Here is a 20,705-nt window from a genome sequence, read left to right on the forward strand (position 1 = left end):
CGCGTCAGCGGCCGGTGCTGTGCGCGGGTTCGAGATGGAACTCGTTCGACGCCGAGCCGTCGGGCCGCGGCATCTGCGAGAACACGAACTCGAGGCCGCGCTCGTCGAACGCAGCGAACCAGTCGTCCCACGCGAACACGCCGTACGCACCGGGGATATCGGCACTCTTGATCGTCATCATCATGACGACGAACACGATGCCGAGCACCGCGACAGCGATGATCGCGACCCAGACCGCCTCTGCCCCGATCGTTCGTGCCAGCGTGTTCGAGCCCGGTTTTGCTGCATCAGTCACTTGGACACCTCGACTTCCCCCAGTAAGGACGTGTCAGAACGAACCATAGAACGAGGCGGTCCTCGACGTCAGAGGTCTTCTGATCAGCGCCATGACCGCTCATTCCGGGTCGTTGCCCGAGTCCCTGCCCAGCCGGAACGGCGTCGTCACGCCGACGTATGCCAGATGCGTCATGAGCCCCTCCGACGCATGGGGCAGGTTGTGGCAGTGATCCATCCAGATGCCCGGATTGTCGGCCACGAACGCGACCTCGTACGACTCGCCGTGCTCGACGTTCAGCGAGTCCACCCACCACGGACTGCCCGACGCCGCGGCGCCGTCGCGCGACAGCACGAGCAGATGGTGCCCGTGCAGATGCATGGGATGCACCTCGCCGCTGCTGTTCGTGATCGTCATGACCCCGACGTCCCCCTCCTTCACCATGTACATCGGGACGGCGGGCATGATGCCGCCGTTGATCGTCCACCAGTACCCCGGCGCGCCGTCGAGGAAGCCGGGCAGGCGCCCGATGTCGTACCGGAAGCGCCGGTCGGGATGCGTCGGGTCGAACCCGGGATCGGCGGGCTCGCCGTAGGTCAGCAGGTCGACGGCCTCGCGCGGGGCGGGAGAAGCGGATGCCTCAGCCCTGTCGGGTCCGAGCACGAGCGATGCGCCGGGCACCTGGATGCGCACGGCTCCGGTGGCGGGGATCTTCACCTCGACGTCGGCGCGGCCGCCGGCCGTGAGCGGCACGGTCTTGCCGTCGACGGGCATCGGAGCGTTGAGCTCTGTGCCGTCCACCGCGCGCACGCGGAACGACGACCCCGTCACCCACGCCGAGGTCGGCGTGCTGTCGGTGTTGATGAGGCGCACACGCACGATGTCGCCGGGGGCGGCGGCCTGGTGCACGTCGCCGACGGTCCCATTGATCGTGCGCTGCCCGCCCGGATAGGTGTGCACGGCGGCCACAGCGTCGGCGGCATCCATCCCCTCCGCGGGTTCCAGGATCAGCGCGCCGAACAGCCCGCCGACCACCTGCGGATGCGACGCCTGGTGCGAGTGGTACCAGAAGGTGCCCACCTGCTCGGCGACGAAGCGGTACGTGAAGCTCTCGCCTGGACGCACCGCGTCCTGCGTGACGCCGGCGACGCCGTCCATCGCATTCGGGACGTCGACACCGTGCCAGTGGAGGGTGACGCCGGCCGGAACATCGTCATTGCGCAGCACCACTTCGACCAGCTGACCCTGACGCGCCCGGACGGCCGGCCCCGGCGTCTGCCCGTTCAGCGTGAAGGCGTCGAACGGCTCGCCGCCCTCAGGGGTGACGCGCTCGGCACGGGCGACGAGCTCCACGTGGACATCGGCGGGGCGATCCGCGTCGGCGGTGAGTGCGGTGAGGCTGGTGCTCGGCGCGATCGGCGCCGCAGCCACCGGCTGCGTGCCGTGCCCGCCATGCGTGTGGCTCGCAGCGCCCGGACCGCCCCCGAAGTCGGGCGTTCCCATGTCCATGACGGAATACGAGCCCGGCAGCACGCTCGCCCACCACGCCCAGCCCACGAACGCCACCGCGACGGCGGCCACCACGACCGCGAGCCGGCGGGCGAACCACGCCCACCGGCTCGACGCAGGCGCCGTTCTAGGCGGAAACACCGGCAGCAGTCGGCGCCGACACCGACTCCGCGGCCGCGGCCTCGACGCGGCGCTTCGAGACGTTCAGGCCGGCCAGCAGCGCCGTCGTGAACAGCAGCAGCGCGTTGATGCCGTGCAGGAAGCCGAGGAACGGGATGCCGTGGCCGAACAGGCCCAGCGTCACCTGCAGCGCGACGAGGGCGAGCACGCCGCCCGCGAACGCGACCGCGCGGGGCGCCTTGACGAAGAACGAGAAGATGAACAGCAGGATCGCCAGCGTCGGGATCACGAACATCCCGTTCATCCCGTGGATCATGAAGCCCATGACCTCGGGGAACGGCGGCGGCCCCTCCTGAGCCGACGCGTCGACGACGCCGCCCTCGGCGATGTAGAGGCCCAGCCCGGCCGACGCCCAGGCGTGCGACGCCGCCTGCAGCGCGACGAGCGCACAGATGGCGAACGCGAAGATGCGATAGGTGATGCGCATGTGATTCTCCCCAGAGATGTCTGCCGGTCGTACGACCGGCACACATTCCAGAGCGCTCACCCGGCGCGCTGATACATCCCTTCGAGGTCAGGAGCGCGGGGCCGCACAGAGCGACCGGAGCGCATGCCACGCAACGGCCTCGGGAATGCGCTCCTGCTCGATCCGACGGAACCGGACCTCGCCGGCCGTCACCACCCGTGCGTACGCGTCACGCTCTGCCTCGGTCAGCGACGGCAGCCGCTTCTTCGACGGGCCCAGCGGCTTGCCCGTCCTGTCGTGATTCACGCCGAGGTCCGTGTATGTGTCGAGCGTGACAGCATCCATCACGCGAGCGGGTGGCTGTCGCCGGCTGTCCAGGCGTCATGACGACGAGCTCCCGTCGCACGATATGCCGGGTCGAGGTAGGTGAGGTGAACGGCGGACAGTCTCGGACGGGTCTCGGCACGCACGTCGCGAGAGGTAAGCAGCTCTACCAGCGCGGCATGTCCTTCGAGCCATTTGGTGTCGACGTCGGGGATCGGCAGCTGCCGAATCGTCATCGTGCTCAGGTCGCGGTGGTCACGAAGCCACTGCACCGCGCTGACGGCCGCATCGACGTCCCGATCGCTCATATCGCACACACGCTTGAGCACGGGTGCTGTCACCGCCACCCCGGCATCACGAAGACGGGCCGCGATGCCCCTCATCCGGGCCACCAGCTCGTCGCGAGACGCATGACCCCACCGTGCGAGCAAACGCACACCCGCGTCGAGCGAGCCCACCGTCAGCTTCGTCGGCACGTCCCGCGACCGACCGGCAACGGGCATGTGATCGAGGTACACACCTGCGAGCCCCTCGAGATCCACGCGGTCCCAGGCGAGCTGCCAGTCCGTCCAGGCCTCGGCACTGATCGTGCGGGGCGACTTCGACGTCCCCGGTCGCAGCGGGCAGGTGATCGGCTGCGGCACTCCCTGGCTCTCCGCCCACACGAGCGTCGCCAGCTCACGGTCGATCTGCGCGGCCAGCCACGCGACCGCCTCGGCCGGGTACACGAGTCTCGCGCTCATCGAGTCTGCTCGCGCAGGCCCACCTTCGGCTTGGCCCACGAACGGCCGCGGGTGTCTTTGAGGATGTCGTACTCGACGTCGACGTGCGGCTCGATGGCGCTGTACTTGTCGTTCGGCGCACCGATCACGAGCTGGAAGCCGAGCCCCCGCCAGGCGCCGATCGCGCGCTTGGTGAAGTGCGCATCGGCCTTGATGAGGGCCTCGTCCATGAACACCGGGGCGTAGCGCGGACGCTCCGCGCCGGCATCGCCCAGCTGATAACGCAGCGCCGCGCCCACGATGAACGCGATCAGCTCCTGCGACTCGCCGCCGGACTTCTCGCCGATGTGGTCGTACAGCGCGATGTGCTGCTTGGTGTCGGCGAGCACGCGCTCGGCACTCACGCGCACGTGGTTGCGCACGTCGACGAGGTCGCCGAAGTCCGGCGCCGACCGTCGCATGCGTCCGATGAGGCGCGTCATGCGGCGATACGCGTTCTCGCGCTCGTCGTCCGTCGACGCCGCGTCGATGAGCCCGCGCACCTCACGCAGCTCGCGGCGGAACCGCTTGCGCGGCTCGGACTGGTTCTCGCGCGTCGTGATCTGCAGCCGGTGGTCGTCGTCGTAGAACGGCAGGTCCTGCATGATCTCGTTGATCGGCTCGATGCGATCCCGGATCTCGCGCAGGGACCGGCTCAGCGTCGCGTCGAGGTTGGTCAGATCGTTGCCCGAGAGCTTCAGCAGGCTGTCGCGCCAATCCGCCTCGAGCTCGTGCAGGCCGCTCGTCTGCAGCGCCTCGAGGATGCCCTCGAAGTCGTCGATCGACGCATCGGGGTCCGGCAGCAGATTGGGGTTGGGCCAGCGCTCCAGGAACCCCGTCATGATGCGGCGCACGGCGTCGCGCTGCTCTGCGTGCGACGCCTCCGCGGCCGCATGATCCTCTTCCAGCCGCTGCGCGGCCGACGCGAGCGCGGCGTCGAACCGGGTCAGCACGACCGACGGGCTGGCAGCCGCGGCCGACTCGCGCAAGGTGAACCGCGTGTCGAGGAACTCGCGCTGGTCGTCGTCGAGGGCGCGCTCGGCGTCCTCGGCCGCGTCGATGATCGACTGCGTCACATCGACGTCGTCGGTGACCTCGCCCCAGCGCGCCTCGACCCGCTCACGCTCGGCCTCGGTGCGGCCGATCTCTTCGCGCAAGCGCGCCGCTGTGCCCTTCGCCGCCGCGATCTGCCCCTGCAGCCGGGCGATCTCGGGATTGGATGCCGTCACCTCGTCCTGCACGGCGGTCCAGCGATCGCGCTCCGCCGCGACGGAGTCGAGGTCGAGCTGCTCCCAGGTCAGGTCGCCGACCTTCGCGTACACCGCCAGCCGCGCGTCGACGGCATCCAGCGCGGTCTCTGCCTGCTTCGCAGCGACTGTCGCGCGCTCAACGCGGGTGCGAGCGGTCCCGAGGCGGTCGGAGAGGACATGCAGACGGCGCTCGTTCGAGAAGCCCAGCACGTTGTCGCGGCCGTGACCGCCGTGCGCGCCGCGGTTGCCGTCCGACATCTGGCCGGTGATCGTGAGCGCTCGCTTGTGCTTCGAGAGCTCGCGCGCCGCATCCACGCACACGAAGCCGAATCGGTCGTCGAGGCGGCCCTGCAGCCAGCCGGTGAAGGGGCCGGACTGGTAGTCGAGACGGCCAGGCAGCGTGTCGACGTCGCGGCCGCCGTTCGCGTCGAGTCCGGTGTGAACACCCTCGTACCGCAGGCGCACCGGGGTGCGCACGCTGTCGATCGCGGCCCGGAACGCCGGCAGGTGGGCGACGTCGATGAGCAGCGTCGTCGCGAACCCGCCGAGAGCGAGGTTGAACGCCTCGCGCCACGGCTCGAACTCGGTGCGCACCTCGACCAGCTCGCCCACGAACGGCAGCGCCTCGGGATCCAGTCCCGCCGCCTCGGCGAGCAGCTCGCGCGACTCGTGGAGCGCACGCGGGATGTTGTCGCGGCGCCCGGCTGCGCGGCGGATCTCGGCCTCGAGCTCAGCCGCCTCGGCCTCTGCCGCCTTGAGTTCCAGGGCCGCGTCCGAGAACGCGTTGCGCGCGGTGCGCTTGGCATCCGCATCCGCGAGACCCGCCCGCGCCCGCGTGACAAGTGCGTCGAACTCGGCACGCGTCGACACGGTCGCGTCCAGCGCCCGCAGGTCCTCGTCGAAGCGCACGCGGTTCAGCTGCACGGTCGTCAGCCGCCGCTCGACCTCGCGCAGCTCGCGCTGAGCGGTCTCGAGCCGGTCGCCGCCGGACTGCCGCAGCACATCGGCGAGGCCCTCGCGCTCGATCTCGGCGGCGTCGGCCAGTGCCCGCTTCTCACGCAGGGCCAGGTCGGCGTCGCGTTTGCGGTCGCGCAGCTCGGTCTCGACCTCGCGCAGCAGTTCCAGCCGCCGCTGCGCGCGCCACAGCGTCGCCAGCGAGTCCGCGTGCGAGAAGTCGCCGATCTCGTCGATGATGCGCACCCGGTCGGCGGCGGCGGCGATCCTCTCGCGCAGCTCGCGCAGCGGCTCGAGCGTGCTCACCTGCTGGCGGGCGGTGAGCATGCGGGTGCGCGTGCCCTCGAGCTCGTCGAAGTGCGCGACCACCGCGTCGGCGGTCGCCATGGTCTCGGGCTCTTCCAGCACGAGCCGCTTGTACAGGTCGTCGACGGTCGTGATCTGCTGCCCCGCCTGGATGCGGGCGAGGAGGCTCATCGCCTTCGCTCCCGCCCCCGCCGCCCCGATGCCGAGCACCGCGTGCAGCCGCGCCGAGAACTCGCGGTCGGTGCCGACCGGATCGAGTCCGAGCGCCTTCAGCGAGGTGTCGGTGAACCGCTGCGCCGTCGCCTGCTCCAATGCGGACAGATCGAACCCGGCGTCTGCGGTCGCCCGCACGCGCACCGTGTCTTCGAGCACGCGCGCACCGGCGGGGATGTACCACGCGCGCACCGCCGTGAACCGCGAGCCGTCGTGGTCGAGCCAGGTCATGGCCACCGCCGTCCACGTGTCGACGCCGTCGCCGCGCAGCACGCGCATCTTGGTGCCGTCCTCGGTGCGCGACTCGTCGAGCTTTCCGCGGCCGTACGAGAGGATGTTGCGCTGCTCGTCGCCGCGCGGACGCCCCGTCACCCCTCCGTTGGAGGCGCCGTTGAACGGCGTCGTGTGCGGCATCATGAGCGCGATGTAGGCGTCCATGAGTGTCGACTTGCCCGACCCAGAGCCACCGCACAACAGCGTCGCCGTCGGCGAGAAACGCACCCGATGCGCGCCGTCGTAGCCGCCCCAGTTGACCAGCTGCAGGTCTTCGGCCAGCCACTGCTGACCCCGCGATGCCGCCGGGATGAGCCCGAACAGCGTGTCGATCATCGTCACAGGGCAGCCCCTTCCAGTTCCGGAGTCTCCGGTTCGGGCTCCTCGACCTCGGTCTCGGTATCGGCATCGATCTCGGTCTCGGCGTCGACCTCGGTGTCGGCGTCCTCCAGTTCGGGCAGCGACTCCCGCCGGCGCAGCCAGTCGCGCAGCTCGCGCAGCTTCTCGGCACTCAGCACGATCTCCACGAGAGGGCTGATGCGGAATCGGCCCGCCGACTCCTCGTCGACGATGCCGTCACGGTCGAGGCGGTCCATCGCCCGACGGATCGCCCGCTGCCGGCGCGCGGTGTCGCCGTCGGACTCCGCGAAATAGCTCAGCACGGTCTGCTCGACATCCTCGATGTCCACGCGCGCCGACGGCTCGCCGGCGGCGGTCTCACGCTGGTACACGGTGCGCAGATGGACGAGCACCAGTGTCTCGGCACGGTTGTACGCCGAATCGCGCAGCAGGATCGGGACCTCGAACTCGTCCGAACGCACCTGCTGCTTGTACGCCACGCCCCGGTCGTGATCGATGATGAGCCGCACGAACAGGTCGTTGAGGCGCGCCTCGATGACCTGCTGGTTGTCCAGCAGCACCTTCCACGTCTCGCGGTGCCGGTCGGCCTGCACGAAGCGGCGCTGCAGCACGTGCACGAGCACCCGTCGCACCTCGGCATCGAGGACGCCGTGGTCGCCCGGGAACAGCTCGTCCGGGTCGTCCTCCATCGACACCGGGTCGATGAACGCTTCTTCAGTCATCTTCGCTCCCTCTGGAGGTGCGGGCGGTCACGGCGCCGAACGCGAAGCGGCGGGTCGTCCCGTCGGGACGGAGGGCTTCGACGACCGATACGGTGTCGCCCTCGCTCATGCCGTTGCGGTGGGCGATCTCGAGCAGGCCCAGCAGGTCGACGGGGCGGCGGGTCTCATCATCCGTGCCTTCGAAGGCCGCGCCGAGGTCGAACTCCTCGCCGAGACCCGCGACGTACTCCTCGAGCTCGGCGTACCTCGGGCCGCCCCACGCGCGGGTGTCGGCATCCACGAACTCCGCGTCGCCGGCGCCGTCCGCCAGCGGCGCCGGGGCCCCGGGGGGACGGATGTCGCTCACCGACTGCCGCAGATGTCCGAGGGCGGCCATCGGCAGGCTGCGCACGGGATCGACGGGCGCCTCGGCCGACGACGTGCTCGTCCACGCCTGCAGCCCCGACATCACGTCACGCAGCAGATCGTCGACCTGACGGTCGCGCACCGGGTCGTGGGTGCGCACCTGGCCGGTGATCACGTGCGATGCGCGACGCTGCGCGGTGAGCACCTCGAGCACGCCGAGTTCGACCCGGCGGCCGATCGCGTCGAGCTCGGCGCGCTGATCCGCGTCCATGAGGCGCGCGAACGGCTGCGCGAGCACGGTGTGCAGCTGCTCGGCGAGGTCGTCGATGCGCTCCGGGTCGCCCAGCAGCCGCAGTGCGCCCGCGAACGCGCGGCCCTCCGCCGTCGACTGCATCACGTGCTGACCACGCTCGAGGTACTCGCGGAGCACCTCGCCGGTCGGTCGCACGTCCCGACGCAGGTCCGCGACGACGTCGCGCTGCATGGCCTTGATCGACTCGGCCACGCGCGCGAAATCGGCGGGAAGCTCGCGCGCCAGGTGCAGCACGTTCTCGGCCTCTTCGAGCAGCTGCTCGTCGTCGACGGGCGCCGCGCCGTCTGCCTGGATGCGCAGGATCTCGGCGTCCAGCGCATCGCGGTCGGCCGTGAGCCGGGCGATGCGCGCCTGCGGGTCGGTCTCGGCGTCGGCGGCCAGCCGCTCGACGGCCTCGAGCAGCGTGCGCACGCGCGAGTTCGACACCCGCGTCCGCCCGCCGCCGGTGCGACCGGTGATCTCGAGCGCGCTCACCGCGTGCGCGGTGAGGCGGTACACCTCGACGTCGCCGTCGATCTGCGGCACCAGCCAGCCCACCCTCACCCAGTGCCGGCAGATCTCGCGCGCCGTGCCGGCGGGCAGAACGCGCTCGTCCTCGTCGTAGCCGGCCGCGCGCAGCTCGTCGAGGATCTCGGCGATCTCGGCGTGCGCGTCGGCGACGGCGACGGCAGGCCGGTCGACCGTGAACACCACCGACAACGCGGCCACGACGAAGGGGGCATACCTGCGGTGCAGCAGGTCGAGAGTCGGGGTCCGGAACGCCGCCAGAGAGCGCAGGTACGCCGCCTCGGCACGCGTGTTCGTCATCGACTCCAGCGTATCGGGCGGGCGGGGGCGCACCGAACCCCCGCCAGCTGATCGGCGCTCGTCACGGGATGTGCGCGCGCACCGCGTCGAGGAACGCGGCAGGGTCATCGGCCGAGACCCGCAGCGCCGACACGGTCACCGTCCCCTGCGGCAGCCGAAGCGTCGTACGGCGCTCCAGCGCGATCTCGATGTCGGCGAAGTCCTGCACCACCTGATTGAGCACCTGCTCGTCGCCGGCACCGGTGAGACTGAGCGGCGGGGCGCCTGACAGCCCCACGCGCCGGCGCTCCACCGACGCGACGAGCTCCCACGGCAGGTCGATGTCGACCTCGGCACCGTGACGGATGCGGATGCCGCCCGGTCCCACCGCGTGCGGACGGGTGAGGTATCCGCACAGCATCCCGACGACCGTGAGGACGCCCCACACGCCGAGCGCGAGAAGCGGCCACCGCACCGCGGGGATGCCCCGGAACAGCAGATCCATGATCGGGATCTCGATCAGCGACAGCACCGCGAACACGATCAGCACCGTGCGCACCGGTTTGTCGTAGCCGACCGCGACGGCACCGGGATGCTTGTCAATACGAGTGCAATGCGAAAGGCTGGCGGCATGCCCAAGATCGTCGACCACGACGAACGGCGACGACAGATCGCCGATGCCGTGTATCGCGTGACGGCGAGATCCGGACTGGATGCCGTCAGCCTGCGCCACGTGGCCGCCGAGGCCGGCGTGACCGCGGGAATGGTCCAGCACTACTTCCCTTCCAAGGACGACATGCTCGCCCACGCGATGGAGGTGGCGCGGCAGCGCTACGAGGAGCGCTTCACGGCGGCCGTCGCGGCGCTCGGCCCCGACGCGACGCCGCGCGAGACGCTGCGCGCGATCCTGCGGAACTTCATCCCCCGGGACGCCGTCGAGATCGACGACGGCCGCGTGAGCCTGGCGTTCCAGGCGTACGCGGCGACCCGCGACGAGCCTGCCGAGCGGCTCGCCGCCGAGGATGCGCTCCTGCATGGGCACCTGAGCGGGCTGGTCGAGGCCTGCGCGGAGGTGAGCGCGGCCGAGGCCTCACTCGTCGCGACAGGGCTGCTGGCCACCGCCGAGGGCCTCGGCCTGAAGGTGCTGAGCGCCGGACTGGCCTCGCGCACGGCCGTGGACGCCTTGGATCACCAGCTCGCCCGGGTGCTCGGCACACGCGACACCGCCTAGTCTTCTGCACATGTCGCAGCGCACTCCCCCGGATCCCCCATTCCTCACCGGAGCAGTGCTGTCGGTCGACGGCGGCTGGGTCGCACACTGATGTCGCCGATGCGCAGAGGAACAGCGCGCCTCATCGCGGCTCTCGCAGGCGTGTTCGCGCTGCTCGGAATCCTCGCCGCGCTCGTCGCCACGGGCGTCATCTGGCCAGGGCGGATCTTCGCCGCCGGCTACGCCGTGCGAGGAGTGGACATCTCGAGCTACCAGGGCGAGGTCGACTGGGACGTCCTGTCCGCTCAGGACATCGACTTCGCCTACATCAAAGCGACCGAGGGGTCCTCATCGGTCGACTCGCAGTTCGTCAGCAACTGGGAGGGAGCGGTGCAGACCGATCTGCTGGTCGGCGCCTATCACTTCGTCAGCTTCGACAGCAGCGGCGAGACGCAGGCCGCCCATGTCATCGAAACGGTCCCCGACGGTGCCACGCTGCCGATCGCCCTGGACTTCGAGTACTACGGCGACTACTTCCAGCACCCGCCGGCGCGCGAGAAGGTCGACGCGATCCTGGTGCCGCTGCTGGAGATGCTCGAAGAGCACTACGGAGCACCGCCGGTCATCTACGCGACCCCCGAGGCGTACGACCGCTATCTGTCCGGTCGGTACGCCGGCTACCCGATCTGGATCCGGTCCATCGTCCTTCCCGCGCAGCTGGAGGACGGCCGCGATTGGACCCTCTGGCAGTACTCGAACCGCGACCGGCTCGAGGGATACGACGGCGTCGAGCACTACATCGACATGAACGTCTTCAACGGCACGCGAGAGGAACTCGCCGCCCTCGCCGGGTGAACAGTCTCATCGCCGCGTCGACTGCCGCTCAACGAGTTCGAAGTCGACGACGACCTTGCGCGGCGGCGGCTGGTGCTCACGATCGGCTCCGTCCAGACGCAGCTGGATCCGCTCCTCCAGCAGGGCCACCGCTCTGGCCGCGATCTCGTCGCGCCCGGGATCGATCGTCGTCAGCGGCGGAAGCGAGTACTGGGTCTCTTCGATGTTGTCGAAGCCCACGAGAAGCACGTCCTCCGGGACGCGCAGACCCCGGTCGGTCAGCGCCGCGAGGGCGCCGAGCGCCAGGGTGTCGGCGAAGGCCACGACGGCGTCCGGCACGACGCCCCGGTTCAGGATCTCGGCCATCGTCGCGGCGCCGGTGGAATGGTAGTAGTCGCGCACGCCGATCACCGCCCGCGGATCGAGCTCGAGCCCGTGCGCCTCGAGCGCCTGCCGGAAGCCCTGCAGGCGAAGGGTGCCGCTGCTCGCGGACGGATCGTCCTTCGCGCCGAGCGGCACGATGCGCCTCGCCCCGAGCGCGATGACATGCTCGGCCGCGGCCCGCGCGCCTTCGACGTTCTGCATCGTGACGTGGTCGACGCCGGCGTCGAAGATGCGCTCTCCGAGCAGCACCAGGGGGAAGTCGACGTCGAACAGGGCGGCATCCTGCTCCCCCAGGGCCAGCGGCGAGAAGATGACCCCGTCGACGAGCGACCGGTAGCTGCCGTTCAGCACCTTCAGCTCACGGTCGCGTTCGTCGTTGGTCTGCTGGATGAACACCGTGAGCCCGACCTTCGCGGCCTCGCGCATCACCGCATCGGCGAGTTCGGCGAAGTACACGCCGCGCACGGCAGGAAGGACGAGAGCGATCACGCCCGTGCGTCCTCGACTGAGGTTCCGCGCCGAGACGTTGACGTGATAGTCGAGCTCGCGGATGACCTGCTCGACGTTCTCACGCGTCTCGGGACGGACGTGCGGGTAGCCGTTGAGGACGTTCGAGACGGTCTTGATCGACACTCCTGCCGCCTGAGCGACGTCGCGGATCGTCGCCGAGCCGCTCGTCTTGCGTGCCACGGTCCCTGCTGCCCCCTTGGAATCAGTCGTCAGCGTACAACACGGCACCACGCTCGCCGCGGCGCGAGGTGGGTGAGCAGCGGGGTGACGAGGTGGGCTGCCGACGCCGCCGGCTCCCACCTCGTCGCCCCGAGTGCTGCTGCTAGAACAACCGCGGAAGGAAGTCCGACAGCCCCTGCCACCAGACGTCGAAGCCGTGCGGCCCCGGGATGATCGTCTTGAATGTGGGGATGCCGTTCGCCGTCAGGCCGGCCTCGACACCGTTGATCGCCGACACCGCGCCCGCGTCCACGTCACCGGCGTACAGCGTGACCGACTTGGTCGTCGCGATGACCGTCTGGCCGCCCGGCGTCGAGGGGTCGAGACTCGCCGCCGTGAACGGGGGCGAGAACATGCCGAAGTAGGCGAAGTTGCCCGGGTGGTTGAGCATCGCGCCGTTCGTCAGGAATCCGCCCCACGACAGGCCGGCCAGTGCACGCTCGGACGCGTCGTCCGAGACGTTGTACTGCGCGCTCACCAGCGGCATCACGTTGCCCGCCAGATCGCCCCAGATGTCGAACGGCGCGCCCGTGTAGCCGGGCATCACGACGACCATGGGTCTGATGTCGCCGCGCGCGTACAGGTTGTCGAGGATCTGCGACGCCCGTCCGACCTCGGTCCAGCTCGCGTAGTTCTGCCCGTAGCCGTGGTAAAGGTACAGCACCGGGTACGCCTCGGCGCGGTTCGGGTCGTAGTCCACCGGGGTCCAGACCTTGACCTTCGATGCACCGAACGCGCCGGTGTAGCTCAGCGTTGAGACATCCCCCGCCTGATCGGCGGGCACATCCGCGAGCAACGGGGTGCGCTCGCCGCCGGGCACGAACAGCTGGCTCTCCATGTTGACGACGTTCGTCGTGTCCTGCGGATCGTGGGAGCCGACTCCGTCCACCTCGTAGCGCCAGTAGTAGTAGCCGTCGATCGGTCCGATCGTGGTCCGCCAGCGGTCGCCCTCCTTGGTCAACGGGATGCGGAACCACTGCCCGTTCGGAGCCCAGTCGCCCCATAGCACCACATCCTTGGCGTCAGCCCACTGCGTGCCGGTCTCGAAGGTGACCATGCCGTCGGCGTCGATGTGCGGGGTGGCGATGCTGCCGACGGCGGGCGCCGCATAGGGCTCCGTCTGAGCGAGATGCCCCGCGCTGGGGCCGCGGTCGTGCACGCTGGGCTGGAACGCCCGGGTCGCGAAGTCGCGGAGGTTCTCGCGCCACGTGTCCCACACGCCGCCCGTCTCGGGGTGGACGCCGTCGAACTCGAGACGCACCCCGGCGCCCTTCAGCTCTTGCATGGCCTCGTAGGTCCCGTTGTAGTGCGGGTCGAGCGTGTTGCCGACGTAGAACCGCAGGAGGTCGGTCTTGGCGTTCAGCTTGCGTGCCAGCGCGGGAGTGACGTGGGTGTCCTCGGACAGGTAGCCCGACAGCGACCCGACCGCCCCGAAGACGCCGGGCTCGCCCGCCGCGAGCTCGAGCGCCTGCGATGCGCCGCGCCCGATGCCGGCGATCCCGGTCTCTTTCACCTTGTCCGACACGTTGTACGCGGATTGCACGGCGGGGACGATGCCGTCCACGACCTCCGCACGGAAGTCGGCGTCACCTGCGTCGGCCATCACCACGACCATCGCGGCGAGGTCGCCGTCGACGGCGAGGTTGTCCAGCACCTGCGAGGCGCGACCGAGTTCGAGCCACTCGCGGGCGGACTGCCCCTCGTCGGCGAGCAGGTACAGCACGGGGTAGGCGTGCGCCTGCTTGGCCGTGTAGCCCGGCGGCGTCCACACCATGGCGGAACGCCGGCCGTCGGTGCCGGGCGAGTCGTAGGTGAGCTCGGAGACTGTGCCCCCTCCCGTCGCAACATCGTCCATCCACGTCACCTCGGGACCGGGGACGAACAGCGTGTTCCAGTCGGGATGCGAAGTGACGGCCACGGGACTGTCCGGGCTGCGGAACACCACCTTGGAGCGGTCGGGCATCGTGGCCACGTACTGGTAGTAGTACAGGCCAGGCTCGAGGGGGCCGATGTTCGCGACGCAGTTCGCTCCGTTCCCATCGAGCCCCATGGCCGCCCAGGACTTCGACGGGCCGAAGTTGCCCTCGATCTCGGCACCGGCCCCCGTGGAGTTGCCGCACGCGTTCGACGGCACCTGCGACTTCGGCACGGTGAAGTAGTGGTAGATCCCTTGCTGCGACTCCCACGGATCGGGAGCTGCAGCGACCGCAGGAACCGCGGTCACGATCGAGATCGCCACGGCCACCGCGAGACCGGCGGCCGTGGCGCCGGCGGCACGAGGCTTGCGAGCCCGGAGGTCATTCCTCATCGAACTTCCTTTCGTCGATGCGCGGGAGCGCCGCGCCCGTGTACGCACACCGACGCTCTCTGTCCCTGGATTCGCGGATCGAGAAGGATTACACCGGTGTAACGAGGTCAATTTACACCGGTGTAAACGAGTCGACAAGAGATTCGTTGCCGCCAACGACAAAGCCCTGGCAGATCCTGCGATCTGCCAGGGCTTCTCTGTCGGGATGACAGGATTTGAACCTGCGACCCCTTGACCCCCAGTCAAGTGCGCTACCAAGCTGCGCCACATCCCGATGTTCAGTTGTCGTTCCCGCGCCTTCGCGCGGACAACTCCCCCATCCTACCCGGTCCGCGGAGGCCTCGCGAACACGGGGAGCCTCGGGCGTGGCATCCCGTTCCCTTGCCGATGTCGCCGGCCCGCAATAACGTCACGTCATGGCCCGCATCACGATCGAACCCGCGACCGCAGACCGCTTCGACGACGCCCAGCACGCGCTGAGCGGCGGCGGCGACGGGCGCGGCTGCCAGTGCCAGTGGTGGACGATCACCAACGCGGAGTTCAACCGGACGACCCAGGACGAGAGACGCGGACTCCTGCGGGACGAGGTGGTGGCCGGTCCCCCGCCGGCGCTCATCGCCTACGTCGACGGCGAGGCGGCCGGGTGGGTGCGGGTGGGTCCGCGCACGCGCCAGGCACGGCTCGCTCGCACGCGCAGATTCGCCGCGTCCGAAGAGCCGTGGGACGACGAAAGCGTCTGGGCCGTCACGTGCTTCGTGGTACGCAGAGAGCACCGCCGCCAGGGCCTCAATGCGCAGCTGCTGGCCGCCGCACTCGATTACGCTCGCGCGAGCGGCGCACGGGTGGTCGAGGCGTATCCGAGCGATCCGCACGCCGGCAAGAAGATCCCCGTGAACGACCTCTACCGCGGGGCGCTGTCGACTTTCGAGGCCGCCGGGTTCCGCGAAGTGGCGCGTCCGCGCCCCGACCTCGCGATCGTGTCGCTCGACCTCAGCGAGTGACGCCGGGGCCGAGCCGCCGGGCGGTCGCCCGCGCCCCGTCGACCTCCAGCACCACGACGACGCCGGCGATCAGCGCTGCGGCCACGACGTACTCGTTCGACGGCAGCAGCCCGCTGAGCGCGATCAGCACCGCGCCCGCGAGCACCGCGGCCGAGGCCCAGCGCGACAGTGAGGCCCGCAGCAGCACGAGCCACGCGCCCGCCACGACGATCGCGATCGGCAAGGTCAGGGCGAGACCCGCGATGAACGGCGACACCGAGGTGTGCCCGGTGATCTCGTCGATCTCGACCTCGACGCCCGCCGACACGGCGCCGACGGCCGCGAAGATCCCGTAGTGCAGGTAACCGAACCGGAACGCGGATTTGCGCCCCTCGAGGCGGCTGTGCTGCTCGCGCGCGAAGTACACCCACCAGATCCCGGCGGTCACGACGATGCCCGAGATCGCGAGCGTCACCAGCTCTGCGACGTGCTCGCCTTCGCCCAGCGCGTCGAAGATCGCGTTCGCCGACGCGAGCAGGCTCTCACCGAGCAGCAGCAGCGTGAACAGGCCGTACCGTTCGGCGATGTGGTGCGGGTGCCAGGGCGTGCGCCCCGCCGCTTCGCCCCACACCGGCACGAGCAGCTCGAGCGCGACGAGGACGAAGAACGTCCAGAACTGGGCGGCGTCGTCGAGCAGATAGATGCGCGCGACCCACAGCACCTGCACCACCGAGATGCCGAGAGCCATCCGCAGCGCCGTGCGACGGCATTCGGGATCGGATGCCGCGGCCCGCAGCCACTGGGCGACCATCGCCAGTCGCATGATGACGTAGCCCCACGTGACCACCGCGAAGTCGAAGGACACCATCGCGTCATGGACGCCGGCGGCAAGCACGAGGACGCCGCCCATCTGCACGATCGTCAGCACGCGGTAGAGCCAGTCGTCGGTGTCGAACGCCGACGCGAACCAGGTGAAGTTCATCCACGCCCACCAGATGGCGAAGAACACCATCAGGTACGACAGCACGCCCTGGCCGACGTGGTCGTCGCTGATCAGATGATGCAGATTCTGGGATGCCTGCGACACCGCGACGACGAAGACCAGGTCGAACAGCAGCTCGAGCGGCGTCGAGACGCGGTGCGGGGTGCCGGTGTCGCGAGCCGACATCCGGATGAGGCCCATCCGGGCGAGCACATCGGTCATGCGACGATTATGGTGGCCCTGCACATCGAGGAGGATCATGCGCCGGCTCTGGATCGGGTTCGCCCCCTACATCGTGCTGTCGATCGTGCACGTCTCGGCGCTCGCTGCCGACGCCGACGACATCGCAGCCCCGACCAAGCTGACGCTCATGCCGCTGCTCGCGTTCGCCGTCGTCTGGGGGGCGCGCGGCACGACGTGGTCGACTCCCCTGACGCTGCTGGTCGTCGCGATCGGGCTGTCGTGGCTCGGCGACGGCGCGGGCACATTCTTCCCGTTCGCACCGGAGCTGCCCTTGATGCTGCTCTTCTTCGGCCTGGCGCACGTCTGCTACATCTGGCTGTTCTGGCGCCGTCTGGCCGTGCGGCGCGTACCGCTGTGGGCCTCGGTCTACGCGGTGTGGTGGGTCGTGCTGCTGGCGGTCCTGTGGCCTCACCTGGGCGGTCTCGCGATCGCCGTCGCCGTATACGGCCTGGTGCTCGGCGGCACCGCGGTGGCGGCATCCCGCTGTCATCCGCTCGTGGTGTGGGGCGGCGTGTTCTTCCTCACCTCGGACTCGGTACTGGCCTTCCGCCTGTTCCTGCCCGATGCGATGCCCGGCTGGACGAGCCCGCTCGTCATGCTCACCTACTGCCTCGGGCAGGGCCTGATCGCGGCGGGCGTGCTCGCCGCGATCCGCGCACGGCGCACGGCTGCCGCGACGGCTGCGGTGGCCGCGTGAGCGACGGCGGCGTCCCGGTGCGGGTGGATGCCTGGCTCTGGGCCGTCCGCATCTACAAGACGCGCTCAGCGGCCACGACGGCGTGCCGAGCCGGTCACGTGCGCGTGGGCGGAGAGCGCGCGAAGGCCGCCCAGCTGCTCAAGCCCGGCGACGAGGTGCGGGTGCGCATCGACGGATTCGACCGCATGCTGGTGGTGCGCCAGACGATCTCCAAGCGCGTGGGCGCGCCGCTGGCCGCCGCCGCGATGGAGGATCGCACGCCCCCGCGCGACCCCACGCCGGTGATGGCGCAGCGCGATCGCGGCGCCGGACGCCCGACCAAGCGCGAGCGCCGTGAGATCGACCGCCTGCGCGGACGGGATCAGGCCGACTGGGACGACGACGGCAGCTGATCGAGCAGCCAGCGCGTTCCCCGCACGGCACCGCCGGCATCCTTGATCCGCTCCGAGAGCCCGCGATCGCTGGTCACGACGATGACGGAATGACCGGATGCCGCCAGCCGGCGCGCCTCGTCGACGATCGTGTCGTCGCCCTCGCCGTGCGCGCGCACCACGGCGATGCGGTCGACGTCGGCGACGGCGCGCGCCTGACCTTCGACGACCGCCGTCCACGGCGGGTACCAGGTCTGCTCATCGAGTTCGAGAGCGGATGCCGCCACCCCCTGCTCCACGAGGGCCGACAGCCGCCCGAGCAGGCGCGTTGCCGCACCCGGGCGATCGCGCCACCAGCCGTCGGGCACGGAGCCCATCACATTGGCCACGTCGACGACCACGGCCGGACGCACGTCGAGCAGCCCCCGCAGCCGCTCCCACGACGCCGCGAAGCCGGGGTGCAGCGGATAGTCGGTCACGCGGTCGACCGGCACCCAGGCCAGCTCGCGGCTCTCGGGATCGCTGATCACCGGCTCGAACGGGACCACGACATCCCCGACGACGGTCGTGTAGCTCCAGTAGCCGAGGTCGAACACGCTCAGCACGCGCGGACGAACGGCGGAGTCCGGCACGCCCGCCTCTTCCGCGGCCTCGCGCAGCGCGCCGTCGCACGCGGACTCGCCCTCGTGGCGCGCCCCGCCCGGGAGCGCCCAGGTGTCGCCGAAGTGGCTCCACGACACGCGGTGCTGCAGCAGGACGCCGCGCTGCGGATCGACCGCGAGCAGACCCGCAGCGCCGAAGCGGCCCCAGTAGCGCTCCCCCGTCGGCGCGACCACCCACGCGTCACCCGGATCCCGGGGGCCGTGCGGGCGCCGCGGCTCACCGGGGGCGAGGGGCTCGATCGTCACCCGTCCAGCCTCGCACACCGGCGAGCCACGGGTCTGCGACCGGCACGGCGCGCGTCATGCGGCGACTCGCCACAATGGAGCGCATGCACGACGACCTCCCCGGCGATGACGACACCGATTACGAGCTCGACGACGACCCGAGCCGCGTCCAGCGGGATGTGGTGTGGGGGTGGCTCTCGACGGAGGCGTACTGGGGCCGCTGGCGCTCGCGCGCCGATGTGGAGACCCAGATCGCCAACTCGTGGCGAGTCGTCGGCGCCTACCGGCGCGACACCGGAGAACAGGTGGGGTTCGCCCGCGCCGTGTCGGACGGCGTGGGCTTCGCGTATCTCGCCGACGTGTTCGTGCTCGACGCGCACCGTGGCCACGGCCTCGGCAAACGCCTGATCCGCCTCATGATCGACGACGGACCCGGCGCGAGCATGCGGTGGACGCTGTTCACCGGGGACGCGCACGGCCTCTACCGACAGTTCGGCTTCGCCGAGCCGGACGAGACCGCGATGGTGCGGCCCGCGCGTCAGGGGACGTGAGCGGGTCGCCGGCTCACCGCTGGCGGCGCTCGCGCACCCGCATGTTGATCACGATGGGCGAGCCCTCGAAGCCGTAGAGCTCGCGCAGACGCCGCTGGATGAACCGGCGGTAGCCCGGGTCGAGGAACCCGGTCGTGAACAGCACGAACGTCGGCGGACGCGTCGACGCCTGCGTGCCGAACAGGATGCGCGGCTGCTTGCCGCCGCGCAGCGGGTGCGGGTGCTCGGCGACCAGCTCGGTGAGGAACGCGTTGAACTTGCCCGTCGGGATGCGCTGATCCCACGAGACGAGCGCCGTCTCCAGCGCCGGGACGAGCTTCTCGAGGTGCCGGCCGGTGCGCGCCGAGATGTTGACGCGTGGCGCCCACGCGACGTGCGCGAGATCCTGCTCGATCTCGCGCTCGAGATAGCGGCGACGGTCCTGACCGTCCATGTCGTCGTCGTTCAGGCGGTCCCACTTGTTGTAGGCGATGACGAGCGCACGACCGGACTCGAGCACGAGGTCGATGATGTTGAGGTCCTGCACGCTGATGGGCTGCGTGACGTCGATGACGACGATCGCCACCTCGGCCTTCTCGAGGGCGGCCGAGGTGCGCAGCGACGCGTAGAAGTCGGCGCCCTGCTGCAGGTGCACGCGACGGCGGATGCCGGCGGTGTCGACGAAGCGCCACAGCTTGCCGCCGAGCTCGACGATCTCGTCGACCGGGTCGCGGGTGGTGCCCGCGAGCTCGTTGACGACCACACGCTCCTCGCCCGCGGCCTTGTTCAGCAGCGACGACTTGCCGACGTTCGGACGACCCAGGATCGCGACCCGGCGCGGCCCGCCGATCTCTGCCTTGGCGACCGCCGACACGTCGGGCAGCACCTTGACGATCTCATCGAGCAGGTCCGCCACGCCGCGGCCGTGGATGGCGGAGACGGGGTGGGGCTCGCCGAGGCCGAGGTTCCACAGTGCCGCGGCCTCGGGCTCCTGACGCGCGTCGTCGATCTTGTTCGCGACCAGGAACACGGGCTTGTTCGCCTTGCGCAGCAGGCGCACCACGTGCTCGTCGGTCGAGGTGGCACCTACCATCGCGTCGACGACGAACAGCACGACGTCAGACAGGTCGATCGCGACCTCTGCCTGGGCGGCGACCGAGCGGTCGATGCCCTTCGCGTCGGGCTCCCAGCCGCCGGTGTCGACGAGAGTGAAGCGGCGGTCCATCCATTCCGCCTTGTACGTCACCCGGTCGCGCGTGACACCCGGGGTGTCCTCCACGACGGCCTCGCGGCGGCCGAGGATGCGGTTCACGAGCGCGGACTTGCCGACGTTCGGACGCCCGACGATCGCGACCACGGGCAGTGCGGGCAGGAACTCGATGCCGTCCTCGCCTCGCACGATGCCGGCGAGCAGCTCGGCGTCGTCGGCGTCGAGGTCGTAATCCTCGAGCCCCTGGCGCAGCGCGCTCGCACGCTGCTCGACGAGCTCGTCGTCGAGGGCCGCGAGGTTCTCGGCGAGGTGGTCGTCGCCGGACTCGAACTCGTCGAAGTCGGAACGGTTGTCAGTGGCCACG

General features: G+C 70.2%; 20 protein-coding genes and 1 tRNA gene. 6 read left to right on the forward strand and 15 right to left on the reverse strand.

Annotated elements, in window-relative coordinates; translation table 11 throughout:
* Nucleotides 1–4: 4 nt before the first annotated feature.
* The 9 genes from IF188_RS19300 to IF188_RS19340 all read right to left on the reverse strand — a co-directional run bounded on the left by IF188_RS19300 (nt 5) and on the right by IF188_RS19340 (nt 9,535).
* A complete protein-coding gene (locus tag IF188_RS19300; protein ID WP_191173437.1) occupies nt 5–295 on the reverse strand; it encodes a hypothetical protein in 291 nt (96 codons plus the stop codon).
* 99 nt (nt 296–394) lie between these two features.
* Nucleotides 395–1,858 (reverse strand): multicopper oxidase family protein, encoded by a 1,464-nt coding sequence (locus tag IF188_RS19305; RefSeq protein ID WP_191173438.1) that lies wholly within the window; start codon nt 1,856–1,858, stop codon nt 395–397.
* Between the two features lie 52 nt (nt 1,859–1,910).
* Nucleotides 1,911–2,390: a hypothetical protein gene (locus tag IF188_RS19310; RefSeq protein ID WP_191173439.1), complete on the reverse strand. Its 480-nt coding sequence runs from the start codon at nt 2,388–2,390 to the stop codon at nt 1,911–1,913.
* 87 nt (nt 2,391–2,477) lie between these two features.
* Nucleotides 2,478–2,714, reverse strand: a complete 237-nt coding sequence (locus tag IF188_RS19315) for a Wadjet anti-phage system protein JetD domain-containing protein (RefSeq protein ID WP_191173440.1) — start codon at nt 2,712–2,714, stop codon at nt 2,478–2,480.
* A complete protein-coding gene (locus IF188_RS19320; RefSeq protein WP_191173441.1) occupies nt 2,714–3,436 on the reverse strand; it encodes a DUF3322 domain-containing protein in 723 nt (240 codons plus the stop codon). The genes IF188_RS19315 and IF188_RS19320 overlap by 1 nt, the downstream gene beginning before the upstream one ends.
* The gene (locus IF188_RS19325; RefSeq protein WP_191173442.1) at nt 3,433–6,792 is read right to left on the reverse strand and encodes an ATP-binding protein; all 3,360 of its coding nucleotides are present in this window, start codon (nt 6,790–6,792) and stop codon (nt 3,433–3,435) included. Before IF188_RS19325 ends, IF188_RS19320 begins: the two co-directional genes overlap by 4 nt.
* Nucleotides 6,789–7,532: a DUF4194 domain-containing protein gene (locus IF188_RS19330; protein ID WP_224752172.1), complete on the reverse strand. Its 744-nt coding sequence runs from the start codon at nt 7,530–7,532 to the stop codon at nt 6,789–6,791. Before IF188_RS19330 ends, IF188_RS19325 begins: the two co-directional genes overlap by 4 nt.
* Nucleotides 7,525–8,997 carry a DUF3375 domain-containing protein gene (locus IF188_RS19335; protein ID WP_191173443.1) on the reverse strand — a complete coding sequence of 491 codons (1,473 nt, stop codon included), beginning with the start codon at nt 8,995–8,997 and terminating at the stop codon, nt 7,525–7,527. The genes IF188_RS19330 and IF188_RS19335 overlap by 8 nt, the downstream gene beginning before the upstream one ends.
* A 61-nt stretch (nt 8,998–9,058) precedes the next feature.
* Entirely contained in the window at nt 9,059–9,535 is a 477-nt protein-coding gene (locus tag IF188_RS19340) for a hypothetical protein (protein WP_191173444.1), read from the reverse strand.
* A gap of 72 nt (nt 9,536–9,607) precedes the next feature.
* Here IF188_RS19340 and IF188_RS19345 point away from each other — a divergent pair, with 72 nt between their 5' ends.
* Nucleotides 9,608–10,207 (forward strand): TetR/AcrR family transcriptional regulator, encoded by a 600-nt coding sequence (locus tag IF188_RS19345; RefSeq protein ID WP_191173445.1) that lies wholly within the window; start codon nt 9,608–9,610, stop codon nt 10,205–10,207.
* Nucleotides 10,208–10,306: 99 nt separating this feature from the next.
* Complete coding sequence (locus IF188_RS19350; RefSeq protein ID WP_191173446.1) at nt 10,307–11,041, forward strand: GH25 family lysozyme; 735 nt, start codon at nt 10,307–10,309, stop codon at nt 11,039–11,041.
* A 6-nt stretch (nt 11,042–11,047) separates the two neighbouring features.
* Here IF188_RS19350 and IF188_RS19355 read toward each other — a convergent pair whose 3' ends face one another.
* From IF188_RS19355 to IF188_RS19365, 3 genes are all read right to left on the reverse strand, one after another.
* Nucleotides 11,048–12,094: a LacI family DNA-binding transcriptional regulator gene (locus tag IF188_RS19355; RefSeq protein ID WP_318152957.1), complete on the reverse strand. Its 1,047-nt coding sequence runs from the start codon at nt 12,092–12,094 to the stop codon at nt 11,048–11,050.
* A gap of 142 nt (nt 12,095–12,236) precedes the next feature.
* The gene (locus IF188_RS19360) at nt 12,237–14,441 is read right to left on the reverse strand and encodes an alpha/beta hydrolase-fold protein (RefSeq protein WP_191173447.1); all 2,205 of its coding nucleotides are present in this window, start codon (nt 14,439–14,441) and stop codon (nt 12,237–12,239) included.
* Between the two features lie 200 nt (nt 14,442–14,641).
* A tRNA-Pro gene (locus IF188_RS19365) sits at nt 14,642–14,715 on the reverse strand.
* 142 nt (nt 14,716–14,857) lie between these two features.
* Here IF188_RS19365 and IF188_RS19370 point away from each other — a divergent pair.
* Nucleotides 14,858–15,442 carry a GNAT family N-acetyltransferase gene (locus IF188_RS19370; RefSeq protein WP_191173448.1) on the forward strand — a complete coding sequence of 195 codons (585 nt, stop codon included), beginning with the start codon at nt 14,858–14,860 and terminating at the stop codon, nt 15,440–15,442.
* On the opposite strand, the gene IF188_RS19375 is transcribed toward IF188_RS19370, so the two are convergent.
* Nucleotides 15,432–16,625, reverse strand: a complete 1,194-nt coding sequence (locus IF188_RS19375; protein ID WP_191173449.1) for a low temperature requirement protein A — start codon at nt 16,623–16,625, stop codon at nt 15,432–15,434. The two genes, IF188_RS19370 and IF188_RS19375, sit on opposite strands and share 11 nt — an antisense overlap.
* Before the next feature lie 37 nt (nt 16,626–16,662).
* Here IF188_RS19375 and IF188_RS19380 point away from each other — a divergent pair, with 37 nt between their 5' ends.
* Complete coding sequence (locus tag IF188_RS19380; RefSeq protein ID WP_191173450.1) at nt 16,663–17,343, forward strand: lysoplasmalogenase; 681 nt, start codon at nt 16,663–16,665, stop codon at nt 17,341–17,343.
* On the forward strand, nt 17,340–17,735 hold the full coding sequence (locus IF188_RS19385; protein ID WP_191173451.1) for an RNA-binding S4 domain-containing protein: 396 nt from the start codon (nt 17,340–17,342) through the stop codon (nt 17,733–17,735). Before IF188_RS19380 ends, IF188_RS19385 begins: the two co-directional genes overlap by 4 nt.
* Here the strand turns inward: IF188_RS19385 and IF188_RS19390 are convergent.
* Nucleotides 17,705–18,622 carry an NUDIX domain-containing protein gene (locus IF188_RS19390; RefSeq protein WP_191173452.1) on the reverse strand — a complete coding sequence of 306 codons (918 nt, stop codon included), beginning with the start codon at nt 18,620–18,622 and terminating at the stop codon, nt 17,705–17,707. The two genes, IF188_RS19385 and IF188_RS19390, sit on opposite strands and share 31 nt — an antisense overlap.
* 83 nt (nt 18,623–18,705) lie before the next feature.
* On the opposite strand from IF188_RS19390, the gene IF188_RS19395 reads away from it, so the two are divergent.
* The gene (locus IF188_RS19395) at nt 18,706–19,152 is read left to right on the forward strand and encodes a GNAT family N-acetyltransferase (protein ID WP_191173453.1); all 447 of its coding nucleotides are present in this window, start codon (nt 18,706–18,708) and stop codon (nt 19,150–19,152) included.
* 13 nt (nt 19,153–19,165) lie between these two features.
* Here the strand turns inward: IF188_RS19395 and der are convergent, their stop codons facing one another.
* Nucleotides 19,166–20,704, reverse strand: a complete 1,539-nt coding sequence (gene der, locus IF188_RS19400) for a ribosome biogenesis GTPase Der (protein WP_191173454.1) — start codon at nt 20,702–20,704, stop codon at nt 19,166–19,168.
* Nucleotide 20,705 lies beyond the last annotated feature (1 nt).

Source organism: Microbacterium helvum (assembly GCF_014779795.1).
GTDB classification, from domain to species: domain Bacteria; phylum Actinomycetota; class Actinomycetes; order Actinomycetales; family Microbacteriaceae; genus Microbacterium; species Microbacterium helvum.